Annotated in this window: 23 protein-coding genes and 2 pseudogenes; 8 read left to right on the top strand and 17 right to left on the bottom strand. The window is 70.0% G+C overall.

The annotated features are described in order from the left end of the window. Positions 1–79: 79 nt before the first annotated feature. The 3 genes from guaB to ACFYWI_RS04110 all read right to left on the bottom strand — a co-directional run bounded on the left by guaB (position 80) and on the right by ACFYWI_RS04110 (position 3,220). The gene (guaB, locus tag ACFYWI_RS04120; protein ID WP_389224882.1) at positions 80–1,579 is read right to left on the bottom strand and encodes an IMP dehydrogenase; all 1,500 of its coding nucleotides are present in this window, start codon (positions 1,577–1,579) and stop codon (positions 80–82) included. A gap of 186 nt (positions 1,580–1,765) precedes the next feature. Continuing rightward, the gene (locus ACFYWI_RS04115; protein WP_389224880.1) at positions 1,766–2,353 is read right to left on the bottom strand and encodes a sigma-70 family RNA polymerase sigma factor; all 588 of its coding nucleotides are present in this window, start codon (positions 2,351–2,353) and stop codon (positions 1,766–1,768) included. 255 nt (positions 2,354–2,608) lie between these two features. Next, complete coding sequence (locus tag ACFYWI_RS04110) at positions 2,609–3,220, bottom strand: response regulator transcription factor (protein WP_003948568.1); 612 nt, start codon at positions 3,218–3,220, stop codon at positions 2,609–2,611. 441 nt (positions 3,221–3,661) lie between these two features. On the opposite strand from ACFYWI_RS04110, the gene ACFYWI_RS04105 reads away from it, so the two are divergent. After that, on the top strand, positions 3,662–3,985 hold the full coding sequence (locus ACFYWI_RS04105; protein WP_389224878.1) for a WhiB family transcriptional regulator: 324 nt from the start codon (positions 3,662–3,664) through the stop codon (positions 3,983–3,985). A 262-nt stretch (positions 3,986–4,247) separates the two neighbouring features. Here the strand turns inward: ACFYWI_RS04105 and ACFYWI_RS04100 are convergent, their stop codons facing one another. Then, on the bottom strand, positions 4,248–5,147 hold the full coding sequence (locus ACFYWI_RS04100; RefSeq protein ID WP_389224876.1) for a LysR family transcriptional regulator: 900 nt from the start codon (positions 5,145–5,147) through the stop codon (positions 4,248–4,250). Between the two features lie 79 nt (positions 5,148–5,226). On the opposite strand from ACFYWI_RS04100, the gene ACFYWI_RS04095 reads away from it, so the two are divergent. From ACFYWI_RS04095 to ACFYWI_RS04075, 5 genes and pseudogenes are all read left to right on the top strand, one after another. Then, a complete protein-coding gene (locus tag ACFYWI_RS04095; RefSeq protein WP_389224874.1) occupies positions 5,227–5,949 on the top strand; it encodes an MOSC domain-containing protein in 723 nt (240 codons plus the stop codon). Positions 5,950–6,041: 92 nt separating this feature from the next. After that, a complete protein-coding gene (locus ACFYWI_RS04090) occupies positions 6,042–7,553 on the top strand; it encodes a multicopper oxidase family protein (RefSeq protein ID WP_389224872.1) in 1,512 nt (503 codons plus the stop codon). 10 nt (positions 7,554–7,563) lie between these two features. Next, complete coding sequence (locus ACFYWI_RS04085; protein WP_389224870.1) at positions 7,564–8,367, top strand: SDR family NAD(P)-dependent oxidoreductase; 804 nt, start codon at positions 7,564–7,566, stop codon at positions 8,365–8,367. A 192-nt stretch (positions 8,368–8,559) separates the two neighbouring features. Beyond that, positions 8,560–9,570: pseudogene (locus tag ACFYWI_RS04080) on the top strand (hydroxyacid dehydrogenase). A 62-nt stretch (positions 9,571–9,632) separates the two neighbouring features. After that, complete coding sequence (locus ACFYWI_RS04075; RefSeq protein WP_389224867.1) at positions 9,633–10,331, top strand: ester cyclase; 699 nt, start codon at positions 9,633–9,635, stop codon at positions 10,329–10,331. 169 nt (positions 10,332–10,500) lie between these two features. Here the strand turns inward: ACFYWI_RS04075 and groL are convergent, their stop codons facing one another. From groL to ACFYWI_RS04060, 3 genes are all read right to left on the bottom strand, one after another. Beyond that, on the bottom strand, positions 10,501–12,126 hold the full coding sequence (gene groL / locus ACFYWI_RS04070; protein WP_389224865.1) for a chaperonin GroEL: 1,626 nt from the start codon (positions 12,124–12,126) through the stop codon (positions 10,501–10,503). A gap of 93 nt (positions 12,127–12,219) precedes the next feature. Beyond that, positions 12,220–12,528 carry a co-chaperone GroES gene (groES, locus tag ACFYWI_RS04065; RefSeq protein ID WP_389224863.1) on the bottom strand — a complete coding sequence of 103 codons (309 nt, stop codon included), beginning with the start codon at positions 12,526–12,528 and terminating at the stop codon, positions 12,220–12,222. An 814-nt stretch (positions 12,529–13,342) separates the two neighbouring features. Next, positions 13,343–14,320 (bottom strand): polysaccharide deacetylase family protein, encoded by a 978-nt coding sequence (locus tag ACFYWI_RS04060; RefSeq protein ID WP_389224861.1) that lies wholly within the window; start codon positions 14,318–14,320, stop codon positions 13,343–13,345. On the opposite strand from ACFYWI_RS04060, the gene ACFYWI_RS04055 reads away from it, so the two are divergent. Further along, the gene (locus ACFYWI_RS04055; RefSeq protein ID WP_389225223.1) at positions 14,315–15,589 is read left to right on the top strand and encodes a methyltransferase domain-containing protein; all 1,275 of its coding nucleotides are present in this window, start codon (positions 14,315–14,317) and stop codon (positions 15,587–15,589) included. The two genes, ACFYWI_RS04060 and ACFYWI_RS04055, sit on opposite strands and share 6 nt — an antisense overlap. Before the next feature lie 163 nt (positions 15,590–15,752). After that, complete coding sequence (locus ACFYWI_RS04050) at positions 15,753–16,406, top strand: hypothetical protein (RefSeq protein ID WP_389224859.1); 654 nt, start codon at positions 15,753–15,755, stop codon at positions 16,404–16,406. 108 nt (positions 16,407–16,514) lie between these two features. Here the strand turns inward: ACFYWI_RS04050 and ACFYWI_RS04045 are convergent, their stop codons facing one another. The 10 genes and pseudogenes from ACFYWI_RS04045 to rimI all read right to left on the bottom strand — a co-directional run bounded on the left by ACFYWI_RS04045 (position 16,515) and on the right by rimI (position 24,581). Further along, positions 16,515–17,189, bottom strand: a complete 675-nt coding sequence (locus tag ACFYWI_RS04045) for a hypothetical protein (RefSeq protein WP_389224857.1) — start codon at positions 17,187–17,189, stop codon at positions 16,515–16,517. A gap of 1,205 nt (positions 17,190–18,394) precedes the next feature. Further along, positions 18,395–19,240, bottom strand: coding sequence for a hypothetical protein (locus tag ACFYWI_RS04040; protein ID WP_389224855.1), 846 nt, complete (start codon positions 19,238–19,240; stop codon positions 18,395–18,397). Positions 19,241–19,462: 222 nt separating this feature from the next. Continuing rightward, positions 19,463–19,702 (bottom strand): DUF397 domain-containing protein, encoded by a 240-nt coding sequence (locus ACFYWI_RS04035; protein ID WP_389224853.1) that lies wholly within the window; start codon positions 19,700–19,702, stop codon positions 19,463–19,465. Next, positions 19,656–20,519: a helix-turn-helix domain-containing protein gene (locus ACFYWI_RS04030; RefSeq protein WP_389224851.1), complete on the bottom strand. Its 864-nt coding sequence runs from the start codon at positions 20,517–20,519 to the stop codon at positions 19,656–19,658. The genes ACFYWI_RS04035 and ACFYWI_RS04030 overlap by 47 nt, the downstream gene beginning before the upstream one ends. A gap of 10 nt (positions 20,520–20,529) precedes the next feature. Further along, on the bottom strand, positions 20,530–21,780 hold the full coding sequence (locus ACFYWI_RS04025) for an RNA polymerase sigma factor (protein ID WP_389224849.1): 1,251 nt from the start codon (positions 21,778–21,780) through the stop codon (positions 20,530–20,532). 48 nt (positions 21,781–21,828) lie between these two features. Continuing rightward, on the bottom strand, positions 21,829–22,185 hold the full coding sequence (locus tag ACFYWI_RS04020) for a YciI family protein (RefSeq protein WP_389224847.1): 357 nt from the start codon (positions 22,183–22,185) through the stop codon (positions 21,829–21,831). Between the two features lie 43 nt (positions 22,186–22,228). Continuing rightward, a pseudogene (locus tag ACFYWI_RS04015) lies at positions 22,229–22,631 on the bottom strand (hypothetical protein). A 131-nt stretch (positions 22,632–22,762) separates the two neighbouring features. Next, positions 22,763–23,020: a hypothetical protein gene (locus tag ACFYWI_RS04010; protein WP_389224845.1), complete on the bottom strand. Its 258-nt coding sequence runs from the start codon at positions 23,018–23,020 to the stop codon at positions 22,763–22,765. Next, positions 23,017–24,114, bottom strand: a complete 1,098-nt coding sequence (tsaD, locus tag ACFYWI_RS04005) for a tRNA (adenosine(37)-N6)-threonylcarbamoyltransferase complex transferase subunit TsaD (RefSeq protein ID WP_389224843.1) — start codon at positions 24,112–24,114, stop codon at positions 23,017–23,019. The genes ACFYWI_RS04010 and tsaD overlap by 4 nt, the downstream gene beginning before the upstream one ends. Next, entirely contained in the window at positions 24,114–24,581 is a 468-nt protein-coding gene (gene rimI, locus ACFYWI_RS04000) for a ribosomal protein S18-alanine N-acetyltransferase (RefSeq protein WP_389225221.1), read from the bottom strand. Before rimI ends, tsaD begins: the two co-directional genes overlap by 1 nt.

The raw sequence follows: 24,581 nt of genomic DNA, 5'->3' as shown, positions 1-24,581 counted from the left end.
GCCTACCAGTATCCCCGACACACATGCCAGGGGCGGTCCCGGTGGATCCCCGGAACCGCCCCGCGCAAAACGTCCGCGACTACTTCCTGCTGTAGTTCGGTGCCTCGACCGTCATCTGGATGTCGTGCGGGTGGCTCTCCTTGAGGCCCGCCGACGTGATCCGGACGAACCGGCCCCGCTCCTGGAGCTCGGGCACCGTACGCCCGCCGACGTAGAACATCGACTGGCGCAGACCGCCGGTCAGCTGGTGGACCACCGCGGAGAGCGGGCCGCGGTAGGGCACCTGGCCCTCGATGCCCTCGGGCACGAGCTTCTCGTCGGAGGCGACGCCCTCCTGGAAGTAGCGGTCCTTGGAGAAGGAGCGCTGCTCGCCACGGGACTGCATCGCGCCGAGCGAGCCCATGCCGCGGTAGGACTTGAACTGCTTGCCGTTGATGAACATCAGCTCACCCGGGGACTCCTCGCAGCCGGCGAGCAGCGAGCCGAGCATGACCGTGTCCGCACCCGCCACCAGCGCCTTGGCGATGTCGCCGGAGTACTGCAGACCGCCGTCGCCGATCACCGGGACACCGGCCGCCTTGGCGGCGAGGGATGCCTCGTAGATCGCGGTGACCTGCGGGACGCCGATGCCGGCGACCACGCGGGTGGTGCAGATGGAGCCGGGGCCCACGCCGACCTTGATGCCGTCGACGCCGGAGTCGATGAGCGCCTGGGCGCCGTCGCGGGTGGCGACGTTGCCGCCGATGACGTCGACGGCCGCGTTCGACTTGATCTTGGCGACCATGTCGCCGACCAGCCGGGAGTGGCCGTGCGCGGTGTCGACGACGATGAAGTCGACGCCCGCCTCGATCAGCGCCTGGGCACGCTCGTACGCGTCGCCCGCGACACCGACGGCCGCGCCGACGAGCAGGCGGCCTTCCTTGTCCTTGGCCGCGTTCGGGTACTGCTCGGCCTTGACGAAGTCCTTGACCGTGATGAGGCCCTTGAGAATGCCCGCGTCGTCGACCAGCGGAAGCTTCTCGATCTTGTGGCGCCGCAGCAGCTCCATGGCGTCCACACCGGAGATCCCGACCTTGCCGGTGACCAGCGGCATCGGGGTCATGACCTCGCGAACCTGCCGGCTGCGGTCGGACTCGAAGGCCATGTCACGGTTGGTGACGATGCCCAGCAGCTTGCCGGCGCGGTCGGTGACCGGCACACCGCTGATACGGAACTTGGCGCACAGCCGGTCGGCGTCGCCGAGCGTCGCGTCCGGGTTCACCGTGATCGGGTCGGTGACCATGCCGGACTCGGAGCGCTTGACCAGGTCGACCTGGTTGGCCTGGTCGGCGATGGAGAGATTGCGGTGCAGCACACCGGCGCCGCCCTGGCGGGCCATGGAGATGGCCATGCGCGCCTCGGTCACCTTGTCCATGGCGGCCGACAGCAGCGGGATGTTCACCCGTACGTTCTTCGAGATGTACGAGGAGGTGTCGATCTGGTCGGGCGCCATGTCCGAGGCGCCCGGCAGCAGCAGCACATCGTCGTAGGTCAGCCCGAGTGTCGCGAATTTCTCGGGCACTCCGTCGACGTTGGTCATGACACCTTCCCCAATAGCCTTGATCGGTGCGGATGTCCATGCTAACGGGCTCAGCAGCCGTCTCATTCCACGATCAAGATCGGCAAGCAGCTTTGTGCTTTTCTACGTACGCGAGGGGCATCCGGTTCACCGCCCGGTCGGCTGCTCGGCTCACCCCGCTCGATACACCGCTTGGTTCACCCGCTATCACTGCTCGGCAAGTGCCCGCAGCCTGCTGAGCGCACGGTGCTGCGCCACCCGGACCGCGCCCGGGGACATCCCCAGCATCTGACCGGTCTCCTCGGCTGTCAGCCCGACCGCGACCCGCAGCACCAGCAGCTCCCGCTGGTTCTCCGGCAGATTGGCGAGGAGCTTCTTGGCCCACTCCGCGTCGTCGCTGAGCAGCGCCCGCTCCTCGGGACCGAGCGAGTCGTCGGGGCGCTCCGGCATCTCGTCGGACGGCACGGCCGTCGATCCCGGATGCCGCATGGCCGCACGCTGCAGATCGGCGACCTTGTGGGAGGCGATGGCGAAGACGAACGCCTCGAACGGCCGTCCGGTGTCCTTGTAGCGCGGCAGAGCCATCAGCACCGCGACACAGACCTCCTGTGCGAGGTCCTCCACGAAGTGACGCGCGTCGCCGGGCAGCCGGTTGAGCCGGGCGCGGCAGTAGCGCAGTGCGAGGGGGTGGACATGCGCGAGCAGGTCGTGTGTGGCCTGCTCGTCGCCGTCGACGGCACGGTGAACGAGTGCACCGATGGCCCCCTGGGCGGTCGCCGCCTCGTCGTCACGCATCGGTCCATGGTGCCTTGGCGGCTGCTGGTCCGTGGCACTGCGTCCGTACTTGTGCACCGAAGCGTTATGAGTAGGCGCACCGGAAGTCATCTCGAACGCCCTCCCCTCCCGCTCGACCGACTCGTCCCCGAGGAACTCCACATCTCAAGGATGCGGCATCGCGCGGGAAACGGATGCCCTCCGGCATCCGTCACCCCGCCCGCGGGTGAGCGGGCGGGGTTTGCCGTACCCCCGGGGCAGCCCACTCGTTCGGTCCTATCGGACCAGGCCCCAGCGGAATCCGAGCGCCACGGCATGGGCCCGGTCCGAGGCTCCGAGCTTCTTGAACAGGCGCCTGGCATGCGTCTTGACCGTGTCCTCGGACAGGAAGAGCTCGCGTCCGATCTCCGCGTTCGACCGGCCGTGGCTCATGCCTTCGAGCACCTGGATCTCGCGCGCGGTGAGCGTGGGCGCGGCGCCCATCTCGGCCGAGCGCAGCCGCCGCGGGGCGAGCCGCCAGGTGGGGTCGGCCAGCGCCTGGGTGACCGTCGCACGCAGCTCGGCGCGCGATGCGTCCTTGTGCAGGTAGCCGCGGGCGCCGGCGGCCACCGCGAGCGCGACCCCGTCGAGGTCCTCGGCGACCGTGAGCATGATGATCCGGGCGCCGGGGTCGGCCGAGAGCAGTCGGCGGACGGTCTCTACGCCGCCCAGTCCGGGCATGCGCACGTCCATAAGAATCAAATCCGAACGATCGGCGCCCCAGCGGCGGAGTACTTCCTCGCCGTTGGCCGCGGTCGTCACGCGCTCGACACCGGGCACGGTTGCGACCGCGCGGCGGAGCGCCTCTCGGGCAAGCGGGGAGTCGTCGCAGACGAGGACGGATGTCATGGCCGCCCTCCGCAGCTGATGCGCGTCACCTTGTGCCTCCAGGCTGGGTACGTTTCGTCACCTGTGCGGTTGAACGCTCTCGGACATGTGCCCTAGAGCTTGTTCTTTCAACCGCCATCCGCACTCTCAACGATGGTCACTCGAAAGAGTTACGGGTCGGACGGACGCCTTCGGCACCTCACGCGAAGGGGCATGCGCGGGGGCAGGTGCCGCAGATCATCCACCCGTCACGCAGAGGCTATGCCCCATTCAGCGGCTTTCCTTCCCTTTTTGCAGTGTCTATGACTAGATTCGCAATGAGTCATATTTACATCTACTTACACAGTAGATGTACGGTCGTTGGCACGGTGCGGGTGCCCGACCCGGCACGCATGGGGCCGGGATCCCGTCCGCTCGACTTGTCCTGTATCCACTCAGCACGGTTTCAAGGGGACATGCGCTATGGCAGATTTCTCTCGCCTTCCCGGACCCAACGCCGATCTGTGGGACTGGCAGCTCCTTGCGGCATGCCGCGGGGTCGACAGCTCGCTCTTCTTCCACCCGGAGGGTGAGCGGGGCGCCGCGCGCAGCGCGCGCGAGAACTCGGCGAAAGAGGTCTGCATGCGGTGCCCGGTCCGGGCGGAGTGCGCGGCGCATGCGCTGGCGGTGCGCGAGCCGTACGGGGTCTGGGGCGGGCTGACGGAGGACGAGCGCGAGGAGCTGATGGGCCGCGCACGCCATCGATTGATCCCGGCCACCAGCGGGGGAGGTGCCGCGCCGGGCTGACACCGTGGCCCAACAACCGACCGAAGAAACGTTTCTGCATCGACTCCCGGCGCGTCCTGGGAGTCGATGCGGCGCCTTGGTCGCCCACCCCGGCTGCCGCGCCGCACGCGTGCGGCCTTGCGCTTCGGGCGTGCACCCCGGGCCCCTTCCCCCGCGGGCAGGTCCGGCGGCAGCCGACGCCTGACGAGCACCCAGCAGGTCGGAGCAGGCCCACGTGTCGGTGGTCGTAGCGCGTGCGACCGCGGCTCGGCCGAGACGCCCGTCAGCGGGACGCCGCGCGTGTCAGCTGGTCGAGCGTCGCCGCGACCGCCGGAACCTGGGCCAGGTCCGGGAGGGTCAGGGCCACGATGTCGCGGGCGACGGCCGGTTCCACGATGACCGTGCGCGCCCCCTTGGGGCGTACCGACTCCATCGCGAGCGCGGGCAGCACCGCGACGCCCAGGCCCGCTCCGACCAGGCCGATCACCGCCGGGTAGTCGTCGGTGGCGAAGTCGATGCGGGGAGTGAAGCCCGCGGCCTGACAGACGTCGACGAGCTGGCGGCGGCAGCGCGGGCAGCCCGCGATCCAGGGCTCGTCCGCGAGGTCGCCGATGGCGACGGTGCCCGTCTCGGCGAGGCGGTGACCCTCGGGGACCAGTCCGACGAGTCGGTCGGTGAGCAGGGGACGTACGACCAGGTCGTCCCACTCCGAGTCCGCGCCGCCCGCGCCGCCGTACCGGAACGCGAGCGCCACGTCGCAGTCGCCGTCCCGCAGCATCTCCACCGAACGCGGCGGCTCGGCGTCCACGAGTGAGACCCGGGTTCCGGGGTGAGCCGCGCGCAGGGCGGCCAGCGCGGTGGGCACCAGTGTCGAGCTGCCGCTGGAGAACGAGACCAGCCGGACCCGGCCCGCCCTCAATCCGGCGATGGCCGCGATCTCCTCCTCGGCGGCGGTGAGCCCGGCGAGGATGCCCGAGGCATGCCGTACGAGCGCCTCGCCGGCCTGGGTCAGGCGCATCTCACGGCCCGTACGGATCAGCAGAGGCGTGCCCGCCGAGGACTCCAGCGCCTTCATCTGCTGGCTGACCGCGGGCTGGGTGCAACCCAGCTCACGCGCCGCAGCGGAGAACGAACCGCCGGCTGCCACGGCGCGCAGGACTCGGAGATGACGGGCTTCGATCACGCTTCGAATATAAGGGACCCTTGGAGACGGCAGGCATATCCGGCTGGTTCCTTTGAGGTGCGGGCATTAGCGTGACCGTATGAAGCTTCTGACCGTGAACGTGGGGCGGCCGAAGGCCGTTGACTACACCGATGCCGCAGGCGGCGTGACCGGGATCGACAAGCGGCCCGCCGAGGGGGTCGTCCGGGTGGCGGATCCGGGCCCCAAGGGCCGGGGGGCGAGCGGCCTCGCGGGCGACGCCGTCTGCGATCTGCGCCATCACGGCGGCACCGACCAGGCTGTGTACGCGTTCGCCCGTGAGGACCTGGACCGCTGGGAGAAGGAGCTCGGCCGGCCCCTCACCAACGGCTCGTTCGGCGAGAACCTCACCACGAGCGGACTGGATGTGAGCGGTGCGCGGATCGGCGAGCGCTGGCGGATCGGCTCCACCCTGGTGCTCGAGGTGACGAGCGGCCGTATCCCCTGCCGCACGTTCGCGAGCTGGCTCGGTGAGAAGGGCTGGGTCAAGCGCTTCACGCAGGACTGCGCGCCCGGCGCCTATCTGCGGGTGATCGAGCCCGGTGGGATCCGCGCGGGCGACCCGGTCGAGATCGTGCACCGGCCCGACCACGATGTCACCGTCGTGCTGTCGTTCCGGGCCGGGACGGCCGAGCGGACGCTGCTGCCGCAGGTGCTGGCGGCCGGCGAGGCGCTGCATCCGAAGCAGTTGAAGGACGCCCGCGAGTACGTCGCCAAGCACGGCGGCGCGCCCGTCCCTGCGGCCGGACGGGCCGTCGCCCGGACGGCCGACGGACTCGCGTAGGGGAAATCCCCGAGAGGCCCCGGGAGTTGAATCGGGGGCGGCTGAGGGCCGTCCCCGATGTGGCCGCGAGTGCCGGTCGGGACGCTGGCTGTATGTCTCGCCTCAAGCGCGTCCTCACCCTTCTCACCACCGTCACCGTGGTCGTCGGCCTGGCGCTCGGCGGCGGTTTCCTCTGGCTGTACTCGGACGCCAAGGTGTCCACGGCCGGCACCCGGTTCAGCCAGGAGCTGGCAGTACCGCCGCTCGCGAAGTCGACGGTGAAGAGCGACGGGACCCGGGTCTTCGACCTGACGATGCGAGCCGGGAGCAAGGAGTTCAGGTCCGGTCGGCAGACGCCCACCTGGGGATTCAACGGGGACTTCCTCGGACCGACCCTGCGTGCCGAGCGCGGCGAGAAGGTCCGGGTGAGGGTCAGGAACACGCTGGGCGAGGAGTCCACCGTGCACTGGCACGGCATGCACCTGCCCGCGAAGATGGACGGCGGCCCCCACCAGATGGTCGCGCCGGGCGCGACCTGGACCCCGCACTGGACCGTGGACCAGCCCGCTGCCAGCCTCTGGTACCACCCGCATCCGCACGGCCGGACGGAGACGCATGTGCAGCGCGGACTGGCCGGGATGTTCCTGCTCGACGACGACACGTCGGCCCGGCTCGCGCTGCCGAAGCGGTACGGGGTCGACGATCTGCCGGTCATCGTGCAGGACGTCCGGTTCGACGGGGCGAAGTTCGACCACGGCCACAAGATGATGAGCGACACCGGCTTCCTGGGCGACCGGACGATGGTCAACGGCACCCTCGAGCCGTACAAGGAGGTGGGCGACGAGCTCGTACGGCTGCGACTGCTCAACGCGTCGACCGCCCGCGTCTACCACTTCGGATTCGCCGACAGCAGGCAGTTCTCGCTGATCGGGACGGACGGCGGGCTCCTGGAGAAGGCGGTCGCCATGGACCGGATCCAGCTGTCGCCGGGCGAGCGGGCCGAGGTCGTGGTGCGGATGAAGCCGGGTGAGCGCACCGTGCTGCGCAGCTACCCGCAGAAGAACTACGGGGACTTCTGGCAGAGCCGGTTCGGCGGCGGGGACGACACGTTCGACGTACTGGAGCTGCGGGCGAGGAACACGCTGCGCCCCTCCCCCGGCCTCCCGGCCGAGCTGGGCCGGCTCGAGTTGCCGAAGGGCTCGGACTCCGAGCGGACACGGTTCTTCGGACTGATGACGTCCGGGATCAACGGCCGGCGGATGGAGATGGGCCGGGTGGACGAGACCGTCACCCGCGGCACCGCCGAGACCTGGACCGTACGCAACGACGACGGCGTCCCGCACAACTTCCATGTGCACGATGTGCAGTTCCGGGTGCTGGAGGTGGACGGCAAGCAGCCGCCGCCGGAGCTGCGCGGCGCCAAGGACACGGTGTTCGTGCCGGCGGGCAGGACCGTGAAGCTGGCGATGCGCTTCACCGGACCGGCCGATCCGGACACTCCGTACATGTACCACTGTCATCTGCTGTACCACGAGGACATCGGGATGATGGGCCAGTTCGTGGTCGTGGAGAAGGGCCAGAAGGCGGGCAGCGTGCGTACACCGCACACACACCCGGGGCACTAACGTGCCGCCTATGACGACTGCACTGATTACGGGAGCGACCGCGGGCATCGGCGCCGCGTTCGCGCGGCGGCTCGCCGCCGGGAGCGCCTCCCAGGCCGGAGGCCTGGGCGGAGGACACAACCTGGTGCTGGTGGCCCGCGACACCAAGCGGCTGCAGGAGCAGGCCACCGAGCTGCACGACCGGCACGGTATCGAGGCGGAGGTGCTGACCGCGGACCTGTCGGAGGACGACGGGATCGCGGCGGTGGAGGAGCGGCTGGCCGACCGGAAGAACCCGATCGATCTGCTGGTCAACAACGCGGGGTTCGGGAACAAAGGCCGGTTCCTCGAAGTCTCGATGGCCGATGAGCTGATGATGCTCAAGGTGCACTGCGAGGCCGTCCTGCGGCTGACGGCGGCGGCGGCGGAGGCGATGCGGGAGCGCGGCCGGGGCGGTGTGGTCAATGTGGCCTCGGTCGCCGCGTTCGTGCCGCGCGGCACGTACGGCGCGTCCAAGTCGTGGGTGGTGCAGTTCACCCAGGGCGCGGCGCGGGATCTGGCGGGGTCGGGGGTGCGGCTGATGGCGCTGTGCCCGGGCTTCGTACGGACCGAGTTCCATGAGCGGGCCGGGATGGGGACGGACAACGTCCCGCGGTGGATGTGGCTCGACGCCGACAAGCTGGTGGCGGCGGCGCTGTCCGACCTGGAGCGGGGCAAGACGGTCTCGATCCCGGACCCGCGGTACAAGGCGCTGATGGGTGTGGCGAAGCTGGTGCCGCGAAGGCTGCTCGGCGGGGTCGGTTCCCGGGCGGGCCGCAAGTACGGTCCGCAGTAGGGACACCCGTAGTCGGGCGTCGCCTCCGCCCTGCCGGGTCGCCGGGAAGGTCCGCGGCGTACACCCGGACAGGGCAGCCGGACGGCAGGCCCGGGCGCCCGCGGGCCCCAGCCGCGCTCGATCACGGCCGTCCTCGATCACGGCCGTCGATCCGCGTTCGTCACCAGGCAGACGAGGAGCCCGAGTTCCGCCATGCATCACGTCACCGACGACCGCCCCGCACTGCTGCTGTCGATGGGCCCGGGCACCGCCGAGCGGCTGCTCGCCGAGCGCCATCGCGACGGCCTCGCCGCGCTCACCCGCACCGACCCCCACCTGGTCGCCCATGACCTGGCCGCCCCCGGCCCCGGCCGTCGCGGCCTCGCTCGCCGACGCCGAGGTGCTGCTGACCTGCTGCGGCGCGCCGTCGCTCACCGCTGAGGTACTGGCCGCCGCCCCCCGTCTGCGCGCGGTCGTCCACGCGGCGGGAAGCGTCAAGCACCACATCACCGAGGCCTGTTGGGAACGGGGTATCGCCGTCGCGTCGGCGGCCACCGTCAACTCCCTGCCGGTCGCCGAGTACACGCTCGCGGCGGTCCTGTTCGCCGGAAAGCGGGTGCTGCACTCGGCCCGGCGGTATGCGCGGCCGCGCGCGCCACGACTGGCATCCGGAGTTCGAGAGCGCCGGCAACTGCCTCCGGACGGTGGGGATCGTGGGGGCATCCCGGATCGGCCGGTGGGTGATCGAGCTGCTCCGTCCGTTCGACCTGCAGGTTCTGCTGTACGACCCGTATGTGGACGCTGCCGGGGCCGCCGCGCTCGTAGTCGTATGCACAAAGCTGGACGAACTGTGCGCCCGCGCGGATGTCGTGCGCCGGAGGTGCGGGCGACCCGCCACATGATCGGCGCCCGGCAGCCGGCGCTGATGCGGGACAGGGCAGCCTTGATCAACACCGCGCGCGGTTCGACGAGGACGCCCTGCTCAGGGAACTCGTCGCCGGCCGGCTGGATGCCGTACTGGATGTCACGAACCCCGAACTGCCGCCTCCCGGTTCCCCGTTGTACAGCCTGCCGAATGTGCTGTTCACCCCGCACGTCGCGGGTTCACCGGGCGGCGAGCTGCACCGGCTGGCGGACCACGCGCTGGACGAGGTGGAGCGGTTCACGGCCGGTCTGCCGTTCGCCGAGCCGGTGCGGCGGGACGCCCTGGGCCACTCGGCCTGACCCGGCAGGAGCGGCAAATCTCACTAAAATGGACGTATCCCATTCGAGCGCTGGGAGGCGCCATGAAATTCGTACAGGTGATCGACTACAAGACCAGCAAATTCGACGGTGTGAATGAGCTCATGGACAGGTGGGCCGAGCAGACCCAGGGCAAGCGGACCGCCACGCACGCGCTCACCGGCAAGGACCGCGCCGACGCCTCTCACTACATGGAAATCGTCGAATTCGAGTCGTACGACGACGCGATGAAGAACTCCCACCTTCCCGAGACCGAGCAGATTTTCCAGGAGATGGTGGCCCTCTGTGACGGCATGCCGTCCTTCACCGACCTCGACGTGGTCCGCGACGAGCAGCTGAACACCGCGGCCGTCCGCCGCTTCTTCCACGAGATCGCCGCCGGCGGCAATCTGGACGCCCTGAGCGAGGTGTTCGCCCCCGACTACAAGGACCACGACCCCCTCAGGGAAGAAGGCGAACCCGACGTCGGGCTCGACATGATGCGCGCCGATGTCACCGGATGGCGCGACGCCTTCGACTTCACCTTCGACCTCGAGCGCCAGGTGACCGAGGGCGATGACGTCGCGACGTCGTGGAGGTGGACCGGGCGGCACAAGGGCGAGTTCCAGGGCATCGCTCCCACGCGCCGGCAGTGCACGATGACCGGCACCACGATCTTCCGTTTCGAGGACGGGATGATCAAGGAAGGCTGGTGGCACTACGACATGCTGGGCCTGCTGCGCCAACTCGGCGCGCTCGGCTAGTCGTACACGGCCCCGCGCAGCCGACACGCGGCCGACACGCAGTCAGCCGCACGGACGCGGCGGTCCCACAGCCCGCACACCACGGCGAAGGCCCCCGCTCCCGCACACGGCGGGAACAGGGGCCTTACGCATATGCGCTACGGCGTCACAGCCTCACGGCGCCACGACGTCAGTGGCTGTGCCCGTGGCCGCCGTGACCGTGGTCGGCCTCTTCCTCGGCCGGCTTCTCGACGACCAGGGTCTCGGTCGTGAGCAGCAGCGAGGCGATCGACGCGGCGTTCTCCAGCGCGGAGCGGGTGACCTTGACGGGGTCGATGACACCGGCCTTCACCAGGTCGCCGTACTCGCCGGTCGCGGCGTTGAAGCCATGGCCCTGCTCCAGCTCCGCCACCTTGGAGGTGATGACGTAGCCCTCGAGGCCGGCGTTCTCGGCGATCCAGCGCAGCGGCTCGACGGCGGCACGGCGGACGACGGCGACACCGGTGGCCTCGTCGCCCTCCTTGCCCAGGTTGCCCTCGAGCACCTTCACGGCGTGGACGAGCGCGGAGCCACCACCGGAGACGATGCCCTCCTCGACCGCGGCGCGGGTCGCGGAGATGGCGTCCTCCAGACGGTGCTTCTTCTCCTTCAGCTCCACCTCGGTGGCGGCGCCGACCTTGATCACGCACACGCCGCCGGCCAGCTTCGCGAGGCGCTCCTGGAGCTTCTCGCGGTCCCAGTCGGAGTCGGTGGACTCGATCTCGGCCTTGATCTGGTTGATGCGGCCCTTGACGTCCTCGGAGTTGCCGCCACCGTCGACGATGGTGGTGTCGTCCTTGGTGATCGTCACGCGGCGGGCGGTGCCCAGCACGTCCAGGCCGGCCTGGTCGAGCTTGAGGCCGACCTCCTCGGCGATGACGGTGGCACCGGTGAGGGCGGCGATGTCGCCGAGCATCGCCTTGCGGCGGTCGCCGAAGCCGGGGGCCTTGACGGCCACCGCGTTGAAGGTGCCGCGGATCTTGTTCACGACCAGGGTCGACAGGGCCTCGCCCTCGACGTCCTCGGCGATGATCAGCAGCGGCTTGGAGGCACCCGCCTGGATGACCTTCTCCAGCAGGGGCAGCATGTCCTGGATGGAGGAGATCTTGCCCTGGTGGATCAGGATGTACGGGTCGTCGAGGACGGCCTCCATACGCTCCTGGTCGGTCACCATGTACGGGGACAGGTAGCCCTTGTCGAAGGCCATGCCCTCGGTGAAGTCGAGTTCCAGGCCGAAGGTGTTGGACTCCTCGACGGTGATGACACCGTCCTTGCCGACCTTGTCCATCGCCTCGGCGATGAGCTCGCCGACCTGCTGGTCCTGGGCGGACAGCGCGGCGACGGCGGCGATGTCGGACTTCTCGTCGATCGGACGCGCGGTGGCGATCAGCTCGTCGGAGACGGCCTTGACCGCAGCGTCGATGCCCTTCTTCAGGGCGGCCGGGGAGGCACCGGCGGCGACGTTGCGCAGACCCTCGCGGACCAGCGCCTGGGCCAGCACGGTGGCGGTGGTCGTACCGTCACCCGCGATGTCGTTGGTCTTGGTCGCCACCTCCTTCACCAGCTGGGCGCCGAGGTTCTCGTACGGGTCGTCGAGCTCGACCTCGCGGGCGATGGTGACACCGTCGTTGGTGATGGTGGGGGCGCCGAACTTCTTGTCGATGACGACGTTGCGGCCACGGGGGCCGATCGTCACCTTGACCGTGTCGGCAAGCTTGTTGACGCCGCGCTCGAGGGCGCGACGGGCGTCCTCGTCGAATTTCAGGATCTTCGCCATGGAGCTTTCAAGTCCTCTCACATGAACTGCGCCCCTCGCCGCCCGGCAATCAGCGGGGTGACCAGGGGCGCAGCTCAGAGCAATCTGGGTGAATTACTTCTCGACGATCGCGAGTACGTCGCGAGCCGAGAGGACGAGGTACTCCTCGCCGCTGTACTTCACTTCGGTGCCGCCGTACTTGCTGTACAGCACGACATCGCCGACGGTCACGTCGAGCGGAAGACGCTCGCCGTTCTCGAAGCGGCCCGGGCCCACGGCCAGGACGACGCCCTCCTGGGGCTTCTCCTTCGCGGTGTCCGGAATAACCAGGCCAGAGGCCGTGGTCTGCTCGGCGTCGAGCGGCTGGACCACAATGCGGTCCTCGAGCGGCTTGATGGCAACCTTGGAGCTGGCGGTCGTCACGATCCGACCTCCCCCTTCGGAGATCTCACGGGGTTAACTGATCTGAGGTGGCGACCAGGTCGATCCGTCGTCGCGGGTGCCGGACCTGCCTGTCGCTGTGTTGGCACTCTCACTTGGTGAGTGCCAGAAGCGAGACTATGACTGCGATTAGCACTCGGTCAAGCGGAGTGCCAATGTGACTGTGCGCGTCGATCGGATCCCGACACGGACAACGCCTCTGCGGGCCCATCGGTTCCGCACGAAAACGCTGCTGTCGAGCGCCCGTTCCGACACGGGTCCCGACGCCGGTCCCGACCTGGCGCTGATCCGAGTCGCGATCCACGCGCGCCTCGCCGCCCCCGCGGCCGGTCCCGCCCACGAAGTCGTCGCCGCCGGCTGCGCCGATGTCTTCCCGGATGCGCTTCCTCGCGGCAGCGGCACACCGCCCTGTTCTTCGTGGGCTCATCGGCATGGGGCCGGACGCACCAGGAGCCGTTACCGTACGCGCCCGCAGGGAGCGGCCGCGTCGGCTGCGCCGGGGGCCGACGGGTCCGACGGGTCCGACGCCGGGGGTCGCACCGACCGGAGCACGTGCCCGTCCCGGGAGGGACACCGACGAGGGGCGACACGCTCCGGGCCCGCACCGGGGGTCCGCGCCGCGCGAGGAGGGCCCGCCCCCGGGGCCCGCGCCGCCGGACCGGCCTTCTGCGCGGCCTTGCGACCCAGCCGTTCGATCGGGTCGACCGACTGCGCGCACCCGGCCGAGGCGAGGAGCGCACCGGCCGCAAGCGCTCCGGCGAGCAGCCGGTGCGCGCAGCTCACGCCCGGTCCCCCGTCATACGTAGTCCTCGAGCTTCGCCACCGCGTACCCCTTCGCGGTCACCGTCTTCATGACCTGCCGGATCATGTCGGGCATCGTGCCCTTCCACTCCGCACGCCCCCGGAAGTGCGTGAGGATGATGTCGCCCGGGTGCAGATCCCGGTCCCACTCGCGCCACTCCATGTGGTCGGGGAAGGCCTCGGCGGCCCACAGCGGCACGGCCTCGACCCCGCAGGACTTGGCGGCGCGCAGGGTGTCCTTGTTGTAGTTGCCGTACGGCGGACGGAACAGTGCGGGCCGCTTGCCGTAGCGCTCCTCCAGCTTGTCCTGCTGGACGCAGATCTCCCGCTGCTGCTGCGCGAACGAAAGACCGGGCAGATAGCGGTGGTTGATGGTGTGGTTGTGCAGGGCAACCCCGTTGGCCTGCATCTTCTTGAAGTAGCCGTAGTTGTCTCTGATCACGTAGTCGCTGAGGAAGGCGCTGTACGGGATCTGGAGCTCGGACATCATCTTGAGCAGTTCGGGGTCCTTCTCCGCGCCGTCGTCGATCGTCAGGAAGACGACCTTCTCCTCGGTGGGAACGGTGGTGAAGACGGGCGGCAGACCCTCCCCGTCTTCGACCTCGAAGCCCTTGCGGGTGGTGATCTTCGGCTTGACGGCGGGCGGCGGGGGCGCGGCGAGCGGGGGCTTCAGCCCCCACTTCTTTGCGGCGGCAGCGCGGACGGCCTGCTTTCGGACCTTCTCCACGTACGCGGCAAGCGCACCCGCCGCGCCGGGTTCCTGCGGCAGGGCATGCTCGGCCTGCTGGCCGGCGGCGGGCTTGGCGGGCTTGGCGGACTTGGCGGACTTGGCGGACTTGGCGGGCCGGGAGGCCCTGGCCCCCTCGGCCTTGGGTGTCCCCTCGGCCGCACAGCCGGAACCGACAGCGGCGGCGAGGAAGAGCGTCAGAATCGTATAAGCCCGTACATTTACCTTTTTTCGGACTAGCTGCATGGCGTCGCATCCTGTCAGCGCAAGTCCCGCTCACCCGGCCGACACCGCCACTGCGGGCGCACCATCCCCCGCCTGGCCCACAATGAGTCGGTGAACGACCTCGACCCCCTGGCCGCCTTCGCCTCGCTCCGCACCGAGGAGGGCCGGGCCCTGCTCGCCGGCCTGGACTCCTACGACCCCTCCCAGGAGCTGGCCGTAGCCACCCGGCTGCGCCGCGAGCACCCGGCGGAACTGGTCTCGGCGGCACTCGGACAGGCCCGGCTGCGACAGCGGGCGGTGGCGAAGTTCGGCGCGCAGGACGCCCGCCGGATGTTCTTCACCCCGAACGGCGTGGAGCAGTCCACCCGCCGCTCGGTCGCCGACCACCGCGCCGAGCGCTTCGCCGCCCTCGGCGTACGCAGCGTGGCGGACCTGTGCAGCGGCATCGGCGGCGACGCACTCGCACTCGCCCGCGCCGGCATCTCGGTCCTCGCCGTGGACCGGGACCCGCTGACGGCCGAGGTCGCGCGCGCCAACGCCGAGGCGCTGGGACTCGCGGACCTGATCGAGATCCGCTGCGCGGATGTGACGGAGATCGACACGGCGCCGTACGACGCGGTCTTCGTGGACCCCGCCCGGCGCGGGGGCCGCGGCAGGATCTTCGACCCGGAGGCCTACTCCCCGTCCCTGTCCTGGGCGATCGGCGCGGCTCACACCCGCCCGCACGCGGCCCTCAAGATCGCCCCCGGCATCCCGCACGAGATCGTCCCGGACGAGGCCGAAGCGGAGTGGATCTCGGACGGCGGCGATGTGAAGGAGGCGGTGCTCTGGTTCGGTACGGCCCCGGGCACGGTGCGGGCGACACTGCTGCCGGGCCCGCACTCCCTTACCGGCCGCGGCCTGCCGGACCCGCGGGTCCGCGCGGTCGGCCGCTATCTCTACGAGCCGGACGGCGCGGCCATCCGCGCCCACCTGGTCGCCGAGGTCGCCGAGACGCTGGACGGCGGGCTGATCGACGAGACGATCGCGTACATCACGGCGGACGAGCTGCGCCCCACGCCCTATGCGACCGCGTACGAGATCACGGACCAACTCCACTTCAACGTGAAGAAGTTGAAGGCCCTGCTGCGGGAACGCGAGGTCGGCGTCCTGACGGTCAAGAAGCGCGGCTCGGCGGTGGAGCCGGAGGAACTGCGCCGCAAGGTGAAGCCGCACGGCCCGAACGCGGCGACGGTGTTCCTGACGAGGGTGGCGGGGGCACCGACGATGCTGGTGGGCCGACCGGCGTAGCCGAGGTCCCCCGCCGTATTCACGTTCGTGTACGCGGATTCCGGCAGCACCGGAATCCCTGTGCACGACCTGGCGGAACGCACACCGATGCGCCACCGCGTGACCCCTGCCGTACCCCCTTCCCCTGCCACGCCCCCTGCCCCCGAGACCGTGAGGTGAGCACATGGCCGTCCACCCCGAAGGCATATTCACCAGCGGCCCGCTCTTCCAGCTCGTGAGCCTGGCGGCGAACGGAACCGACCCTTTGGAGTGGCAGGTTCTGCGGCTCAGACGCGCTCTGTGGACCGAGCACTGGGACGCCGCTTGGCGCTCACCGATGCAGCCCCTCGCCTCCCAACTCGACTACATGGCCACCACGTTCACCGAAGAGTTCTTCGCCGACTGCCCCGAGTACGCCCGCCGGGCCTGGCTCGCCGCCGCCGGCCCCAAGAGCGTGCCCGAGTTCATGGGAGAGCTCGCCATGCTGCTGCGGGTCGCGGACCGGGAATGGCCCGGCGACTACAGCACAGTGCCTGTGGCCCGGTGGGAGGCCGAGGCACGGTTCCCGCTGCTCCGGAGCCTGGACACGTGGGCGTATGACGGCGAGTACGACTCGTTCGAGGAAGCCTTCCAGGCCCATATCGACGGCGAACACCCGTACTGCAACGAGGAGGTCGTCCCCTTCGTCGCTCAGGCGCAGACCGCCCTGTCCCTGTGCGCCGAGTCCACGCATTTCAGGGAGGCGTTCCTGTCGTACGGCGAGAGCGTGACGCCCGCGGCGCTGAAGATCATCGCCGAGTTGGGCCATGCCCACATGAGGAGTCACCACGTCGACTGACTGGCTCGGCCTTCCCTCTGTCCACCCCGCGACCTCAGCGGAACCGGCGCACACGCGACACTCCCGGCCTGACGGTCTGGAGATCGAAAAGAAACGGGGCCGGGCCCGTCAGCGGTGCGCGCCGCCCTGGGGCGTGGCGTGCCGCTGACGCGTCACGGCCGCCGAGCCGGCACCCACCAGCCGGACTGCCCAGCGGTAGTGGCTCACCGCCTTGGCGGCGCCGAACAGGCCCGTGAGCCACATGATGAAGCCCAGGCCCATCAGCATCATGACCTCGGGGACGGTGTCCTCGCCCGGCCTCGCGCCCGCCGGGACGGCGAAGGAGAGCCACAGGCCGGACGCGCAGAGCAGGAACGAGGGGATGAACCACACCAGGCTCAGCACAGGTGAGCCGAACCGGGTGTCCCTGGCCGGGTCCCAGTCCAACGCGGTCCACTGCCAGAGCCGTTGACGGATCTTCGCGTCGCGGGCGATACCGAAGCCGACCACGAGACCGGTCGGGATCATGAACCCGACACCGAGGAGTCCGGAGATCGCGCCGAACAGGACGCTGAACACATCCGGATCCTCGGCGACCACCCGCAGCAATGTCGCGAAGAAGACCCAACCGAGCGCGAATCCCGCCGCCGTCAGCCACAGCAGCACCATCCGCTTCGGGTCGATGCTCCGCCGGTGCAGTTCCGTCATCGCCTTCGCCCGGTCGGCGAGGAGCGACTCACGGTCGGGCCAGGCCCGTATCTCGGCAGGCGGCGGAGGCGGAGGCAGCGGGATACGACGGGACATGTGTGCGACCCTATCGCCCGCTCGGTCGGCGAACTCCGTGCGCATCTCGCTCTTGACGGACGACTGCAGCAGCGCGGGCGCACCCGGGCGTCGGCCTCGCCAGAGGCGAGGAGCGATCCGCGGCGCAGCGGTGTGCGGCAGACCTCGACGACGGCGCGGCAGGCACCGGAAGCTCGTGCGGTTTCGGCACCTGCCGCGGCATGGGGGTCAGGGGTGTATCTCCTGCGGCCGTGCTACGGGGTGAGGTCCACGCACACCGCTTCGGCTTGGATCCCGATGGGGTCGTCGGTCTGATTGAACACTTGCACGGCCCAGCCCACCACCAAGAAGGGGGATACGCCGGATTCGATCGGGAAACTGGAGAGGATGCCCGGCCATGGACCGCTGATGGTGTACCCGCCGCCGGTACCGACGTCTCCGGCATCACATAGCGCGAAGGATGCCTCGGTGGTCCCTGGTTCCACTGTCTGTGGTTCTCCCTGGCGGCGGTAGGTGATCGTCGGTCCGGCTGGGCCGGTCGCGCCGGGTTCACCGGCGGACCCGGTTGCACCAGTGGGACCCGTACCGCCGGTGGGGCCGGTCGGTCCGGTGGGACCCGTACCGCCGGTGGGGCCGGTCGGGCCCCGGTCGCCCGTCGGTCCGGTGGGGCCCGTGGGCCCGGTCTTGCCCTTGCACCGGTCTCTGCCGCTGTCCGCCACCACACCGGCCGCGTGGACGCTGTAGGAATACGTGTCACATCTGTCGCCCTCTGACACTGACGCCTGGCTCGCCTCGACTGTCGTCCTGGGGCTGGGCGTGGCCAGGGCAGGGGTGGTGAGGCCGAGCATCACCAGCGCCACCGACGCCACGGAGCCGCCTGTGAGCAGTCCGGCGCGACGGGGAAGCGGACCTAGACCGGGCTCGGGACGCATAAGTGTCCTGCTTTCTGGGTGGAATGGGATGTTCCAGGGGCGACGGAGCACCCTGAGGGCCCCTGGGGGCTTCCCCGGCCATGATTCGGTGACGTCCGCGAGGGCCGTGAGAGGCACGCTCGGTTATCCACTCAAGGGCGCACAAGAGAGTCCGATGGGGCTAAGCAACGGAGTGGCCGAGGGGTGGACTCCCGTGAGGGCCGCCTTCACCGACGACGCCGGCGTCTTCAGGTTCTGGGGGAATGTCCACGTCTCAACGGGACCTCCAGGTCGCGGGCCGTCCGTGCCGGATGGTCATTTCTCGCTCCTCTCCGATGTCCGCATGGCCGCCCTCAGCTGATCCACGTGGTCGTGGACCCGGGCGGGTGGGAGGAGATCGTGGGCAGCCAGGGCAACGCCCGTGCAGGCCCGGCACAGGCCGCCCGGCAGGGACGCCGGGTCGCCCGGGGCACCGCAGTCCGTGCATTCCATGACCATCCGGGGGGCCGGGGGCTCCGGAGGGAGCTTGCCCAGCAGGCGGCGGCGGACGAATCCGTACGGGTGGGAGACCTGCCCCGGGAGCCCGGCCGTCAGCGCCGACAGCAGCTGCGTCTCGCTCGCGCCCCGCTCGAACCACGCGCCCGCCGCCGCCTCCAGCGCCGCGCACTCCGGTGCGGAGAGCGTCAGGCGCGCCTCGATACGGCCGAGGCGGGCCAGCACGTCATGCGCCGCCGAACGCGCCAGCGCCGCCGGGATGGCCGAGGTCCCGAGCTCGCCCGTCGCGAAGGCCGCCCACCAGGCGTCGTCGCGGGCCGTACGGGACCAGTAGGAGCGCCAGACCCAGTGGTTGGTGCCGGACCGGATAGTCACGCACTGGCGGATACGGCGGTAATGGCCCGCCATGGAAAGGCTCTTGAGGATCGTGCCCATCGCGCACTGGCCGTAGCCGGGCACGTGCTTCGCGAGCGTCTTCACGGAGATGTCCGCGCCCTCGGCCTGCCGGTCGATGTAGTCCGCGACCTCCGCCTCACGCCTGGGCAGATGTGCGAAGTCGTCGGCCCGACGGGGGCTCGGGGAGGGGGCGAGCCGCTTGCCGTAACCGGGATTGGCCATGGGGTGGGCGGGCGGACGCTGGGCAGGAATAAGCTGCTTGGTAGCCATGAGATCGAGTCCGATCGATCTTGTCGTTAGACCCCTGTGTGGTGCTGGTAACACCGCATGGGGGTCGTCTTGTTGCGCACGCTACACGGCCATGGCCGTCCGTCGCGACTCGATCACAAAAAGTCATCTCTCCTGGTGCGCACGCCCGTTAAGGGTGGGTGGGCGGGAACAATCCCCCCACCCAATCCTTGTTGAAGCGTCTCGAATCCCGCGTCCCGAAGCTCAAGCCCCGACGTGCACGACGAACTCGGACCAGGCGCGGGCCGGTACGGCGATTTCGGGGCTCGACGTGAGCTTCGAGTCCCGGACGTGGACGGTGTCGGGGCAGGTGGCGACCTCGACGCAGTTGCCGCCCTCGCTGTCGCTGTGGGTGGACTTGCGCCAGGCGAGGGCGACTTCGACGCACTCGCCGCCTTCACTGTCGCTGTAGCTCGACTTGAACCACACCAGTCCGGTTCTCACCACGCCTCGGCCTCCCTCTTGATGACCTCAGCGGACTCCTCGGGCCGAGAGCCTGCATACGGATCATGCCGAGCCGCTGGGTCAGTTTGCTGACCGTTTCGGGCTCGCCCGTCAGATGACTGACCGACTGCCCCTCCTCGAACACATGGTGCTCATGAGCCGGAGATTCGAGAAGCACAATCGGGCCGTCGTTGCCCGGATGTGAGCCCTGAGCCGCGGGCATCACCTGAATGTCCACATTGCGCAACCTGCCCATGGTCAAAATGTGTTCGCACTGTTCCTTCATCACCTCGGGACCACCGACGGGGCGTCGCAGTGCGCTCTCCTCGATCACGAAGCTGAAGTACGTGGTCGGCCTGCGGCCCAGCATCAATCCGCGTTCCATACGTGCGGCGATGCGATGCTCGATCGTCTCGTCATCGATCGGCGGACAGTGGGTGGCGAACAGAGCCCGCACATAGCGCTCGGTCTGGAGCAGGCCCGGGACCCGAATGGGCTCGTACGACTGGTGCGCAATCGCATGCGCCTCACGCTCCATGAACTCCGCCGCCCTCGGCGGAAACGGATCCGGCACCAGGAACTTCTCCAGCGCCTTGAGCTTCCCCCGCGCCCCGTACAGATCGTCCGCCACCGCCAGCAGCCGGGCCGTCGGCCTGCGCCGCCCGACCTCCATGGCCCGGATCGTGCCCTCGGTGTACCCGGCGGCCTCCCCCAGCGCGGCGCACGTGCCGCCCGCCTCCTGGCGCCACATCTGTAACTGCTGCCCGCAGTGCCGCCACGCGGACGGTGTCTGCTTGAGCTGTGCCGTCTCGGTCATGCACCTCAGGCTAGGGACCGGACACGGAGCGTGAGGCCCTTTCCAGGAGCAGCTCCCTCTCGCGTGCGTTGCGGGTCAGGGACGCGGCGCGTTCGAACTCGGCGCGCGCCTCGTCCCTGCGCCCCAGCCGCTCCAGCAGGTCCCCCCGGACGCTCGGCAGCAGGTGGTAGTCCTCCAGGGCGGGTTCGTCGGTGAGCGCGTCGACCAGCTCCAGCCCGGCCTCGGGCCCCTCGGCCATCGAGACCGCGACCGCCCGGTTCAGTTCCACGACCGGGGACGGGGTCATGGCCTTGAGCTGCCCGTAGAGCGCCGCGATCGTCGCCCAGCTCGTGTCCTCGTACGTCGCCGCCTGCGCGTGGCAGGCGGCGATCGCGGCCTGGAGGGCGTACGGGCCGTACGGGCCGGGTCCCACGTGGTGCAGCGCCTCGATGCCCCGGCGGATCAGCAGGCGGTTCCAGCGGGAGCGGTTCTGGTCGGCGAGCAGGACGGGCTCGCCGCCCGGTCCTGTGCGGGTCCCGATGCGCGAGGCCTGGAGCTCCAGCAGGGCGGCCAGGCCCTGCACCTCGGACTCGGCCGGCATCAGGCCCTGGAGCACCCGGGCGAGACGCAGGGCGTCCTCGCAGAGGGCGGGGCGCACGAGGTCGTCACCGACGGTGGCCGAGTACCCCTCGTTGAAAACCAGGTAGATGACCTCCAGTACCGAGTCCAGCCGCGCGGCGCGGTCGGCACCGTACGGGGCCTCGAACGGCACGCCCGCCTGCGCGAGCGTCCGCTTGGCCCGGACGATGCGCTGGGCGACCGTGGACTCGGAGGACAGGAAGGCACGGGCGATCTCCTCGGTGGTCAGACCGCCGACGAGTTTCAGCGTGAGCGCGATACGGGCGCCGGTGGTCAGCACCGGATGGCATGCGGTGAAGATCAGGCGCAGCAGGTCGTCGTCGATGTCGTCGGGCTCCGACGGCTCGGGGGGCGGCGGCGCGTCCTCCAGGGCGCGCCCGACCTCGGCGAGCTTGCGGGCGTACGTCTCCTTGCGGCGTACGAGGTCGATCGCGCGATGCTTGGCGGTGGCCATGAGCCAGGCTCCCGGCTTGTCCGGGACACCCGACTCCGGCCACTGCTCCAGCGCGGCGACCAGGGCGTCCTGCGCGAGCTCCTCGGCGATGCCCACGTCCCTCACGATGCGTGCGACACCGGCGATGATCCGCGCCGACTCGATCCTGAACACCGCTTCGACCGTTTCGGTCGCGCTTGCTGCCGTCACGGCCACCCATCAGAGCAGCCGTACCGGAGCGGGGCAAGCGCGACCGGATCAGCCCTCGGCGATCTGGCGGAGCTCGCAGGTGATGGCCCACTGCTTCGGGTGGATCTCAAGGAAGCGCTTGGTCCATTCGAGGGCCTCCGCCTTGTCCTTGCACTGCATGATGGCGTAGCCGCCGATGACTTCCTTGCTCTCGGTGAAGGGCCCGTCCGTGTACGACAGCTTGCCGCCGGACCAGGTGACACGGGTGCCCTCGGAGGTCGGGGCGAGACCGGCGGTGTCCAGCATGACCCCGGCCTTGGTGATCTCCTCGAGCAGCGCGCCCATCCGCTCGTTGAATTCCTCGGGGAATTCCTCCCCGGCGAGCTCGTTCTCGTCGACTCGGACCATCGAAAGGAAACGCGGCATGGTGACTCCTCGGGTACGGGAGAGCGGGGCCGTTCCCCGCCTCTCACCCATGCGTCGAACGGGAGACGGCCGGATCGACATCGTCGCCGGAATTCTTCCGGGGGTTTTTCGGGGAAGCCACCGGAGGCCGGGAAAGCCTGCCGACCTCAGCCGCGGCCCGTCGGGGCTTCGTGCGCGTTTGCTGTCGACGCCGGGTTCTCGAGCTCGCCGAATCCGGCAGCCAGACGCGGCTGACGCTGGATGTGCACGTAGACGGCCCAGTGCGCCGTGAAGCGCTGCAGCGGTGCGAGGTCCGAGCCGAGCCGGGCCTGGTCCGCCGTCTGATCCAGTTCCCGGGTGAACGCGGGAAGGGCAGCCGGAGCGATTTGCGCGACAGCCTGACGCAGCGCGGCGACGGTTGTCGGGGGCTGCGGAATCAGGGGCTGCTCGGATGCGCCGGCGGTCATGTGTTCTCCCACGGACGGGATTCTGTGCTTCAGTCGGCCTGCCGAGCCACAACCCGGGATCATCATCCGATCGGGCGACCCGTCATGCCGGCCCATGACCGTCGGGCCCCGAGCACCCGGCCCCCGCAACGTCAGCCGAGCGACTCGAAGCGCCAGCGGTGCACCGGCCGGGTGATCAAGTCAGCGGCCGGTTCCGGGAGTTCGGGAAGTTCGGCGCCGGCGTCCGGAGCCTCCCACCAGGTGATGACCAGCACCCTGTCCCCGCCCGCCCGGAACGTCTCGCGGCGCAGCGGCTCGCGTGCCAGTTCCTGGGCGCTGGCCCACTCCAGCAGCTCCGCGCCCCGGTCCTGCACGGCGCGGGCCTCCCACATCAGCGCGACGACCGTCATGAGTAGAGATTGTCCTTGCTGATCTCGTGCACATGGTCGTGCGAAGGGACGGCACCCGGCACATGCGGGTCCGTCACCGGCAGCGACGAGTCCGCCGACAGCTCCCAGTCGGAGGCCGGCCGGTTCCGGGCGACCATCTCCGCGCCCAGCGCCGCGACCATCGCACCGTTGTCCGTGCACAGTCCCGGCCGCGGCACCCGCAGCCGGATGCCGGCCCGCTCGCAGCGCTCCTGGGCAAGCGCCCGCAGCCGCGAGTTGGCCGCCACGCCGCCGCCGATCATCAGGTGGTCCACGCCCTGGTCCTTGCAGGCGCGCACCGCCTTCCGGGTCAGTACGTCCACGACCGCCTCCTGGAAGGAAGCCGCCACATCCCGTACCGGCACCTCCTCGCCCGCGGCGCGCTTGGCCTCGATCCAGCGGGCCACGGCCGTCTTGAGCCCGGAGAAGGAGAAGTCGTACGCCGGGTCGCGCGATCCGCTCAGGCCGCGCGGGAACGCGATCGCGCTCGGATCGCCCTCCTTGGCCAGCCGGTCGATCACCGGGCCGCCGGGGAAGCCCAGGTCCAGCACGCGCGCGATCTTGTCGAAGGCCTCGCCGGCCGCGTCGTCGATCGTGGCGCCCATGGGGCGTACGTCGGCGGTGATGTCGGGCGCGAGCAGCAGCGACGAGTGGCCTCCGGAGACCAGCAGCGCCATCGTCGGCTCGGGCAGCGGGCCGTGCTCCAGCTGGTCGACACAGATGTGCGAGGCGAGGTGGTTGACGCCGTACAGCGGCTTGTTCAGGGCGTACGCGTACGCCTTCGCCGCCGAGACGCCGACCAGCAGCGCGCCCGCGAGGCCGGGGCCGGCGGTGACCGCGATGCCGTCGAGGTCGCGCGCCGAGACGCCCGCCTGCTTCAGGGCGCGCTCGATGGTCGGCACCATCGCCTCGAGGTGGGCGCGGGAGGCGATCTCCGGCACCACACCGCCGAACCGGGCGTGTGTGTCCACGCTGGAGGCGACGGCGTCGGCGAGCAGGGTCGTACCGCGGACGATGCCGACGCCGGTCTCGTCGCAGGAGGTCTCGATGCCGAGTACGAGCGGTTCGTCAGCCATCAGTGAGTCTCTGTTCCTTGTACGTGGAGGCGCATGACGAGGGCGTCGATGTTGCCCGGCTGGTAGTAGCCGCGCCGGAATCCGATGGGCTCGAAGCCGAAGCGCTCGTACAGCTTCTGGGCCCGGGTGTTGTCCACACGCACTTCGAGGAGCACCTCGTCGCACTCGAAGGCGGTGGCGTGCTGCAGCAGATCGGTGAGCAGGCGGGAGCCGAGTCCCGTGCCCCACTGGGTGCGGTCCACGGCGATGGTCTGTACGTCCCCGAGGCCGCCGGCGGCCGCGAGGCCCGCGTATCCGACGATCCGGCGGCCCTTCTCCCCGTCCACCTCGGCGACGACGTAGCGTCGGGTGGCCTGCGGACCGCGGGCGTGGGCGAGCTCGGACCAGAACATCCCGGGCGACCAGGCGTCGTCGGGGAACAGCTCGTGCTCGAGCTCCAGCACCGGCTCGATGTCCCACCAGCGCAT

Origin of the sequence: Streptomyces sp. NPDC002889, from assembly GCF_042888425.1 — a bacterium.
GTDB lineage: Bacteria > Actinomycetota > Actinomycetes > Streptomycetales > Streptomycetaceae > Streptomyces.
Note: the sequence above shows the minus strand (reverse complement) of the source record. Positions and strands in the feature narration are given on the sequence as shown.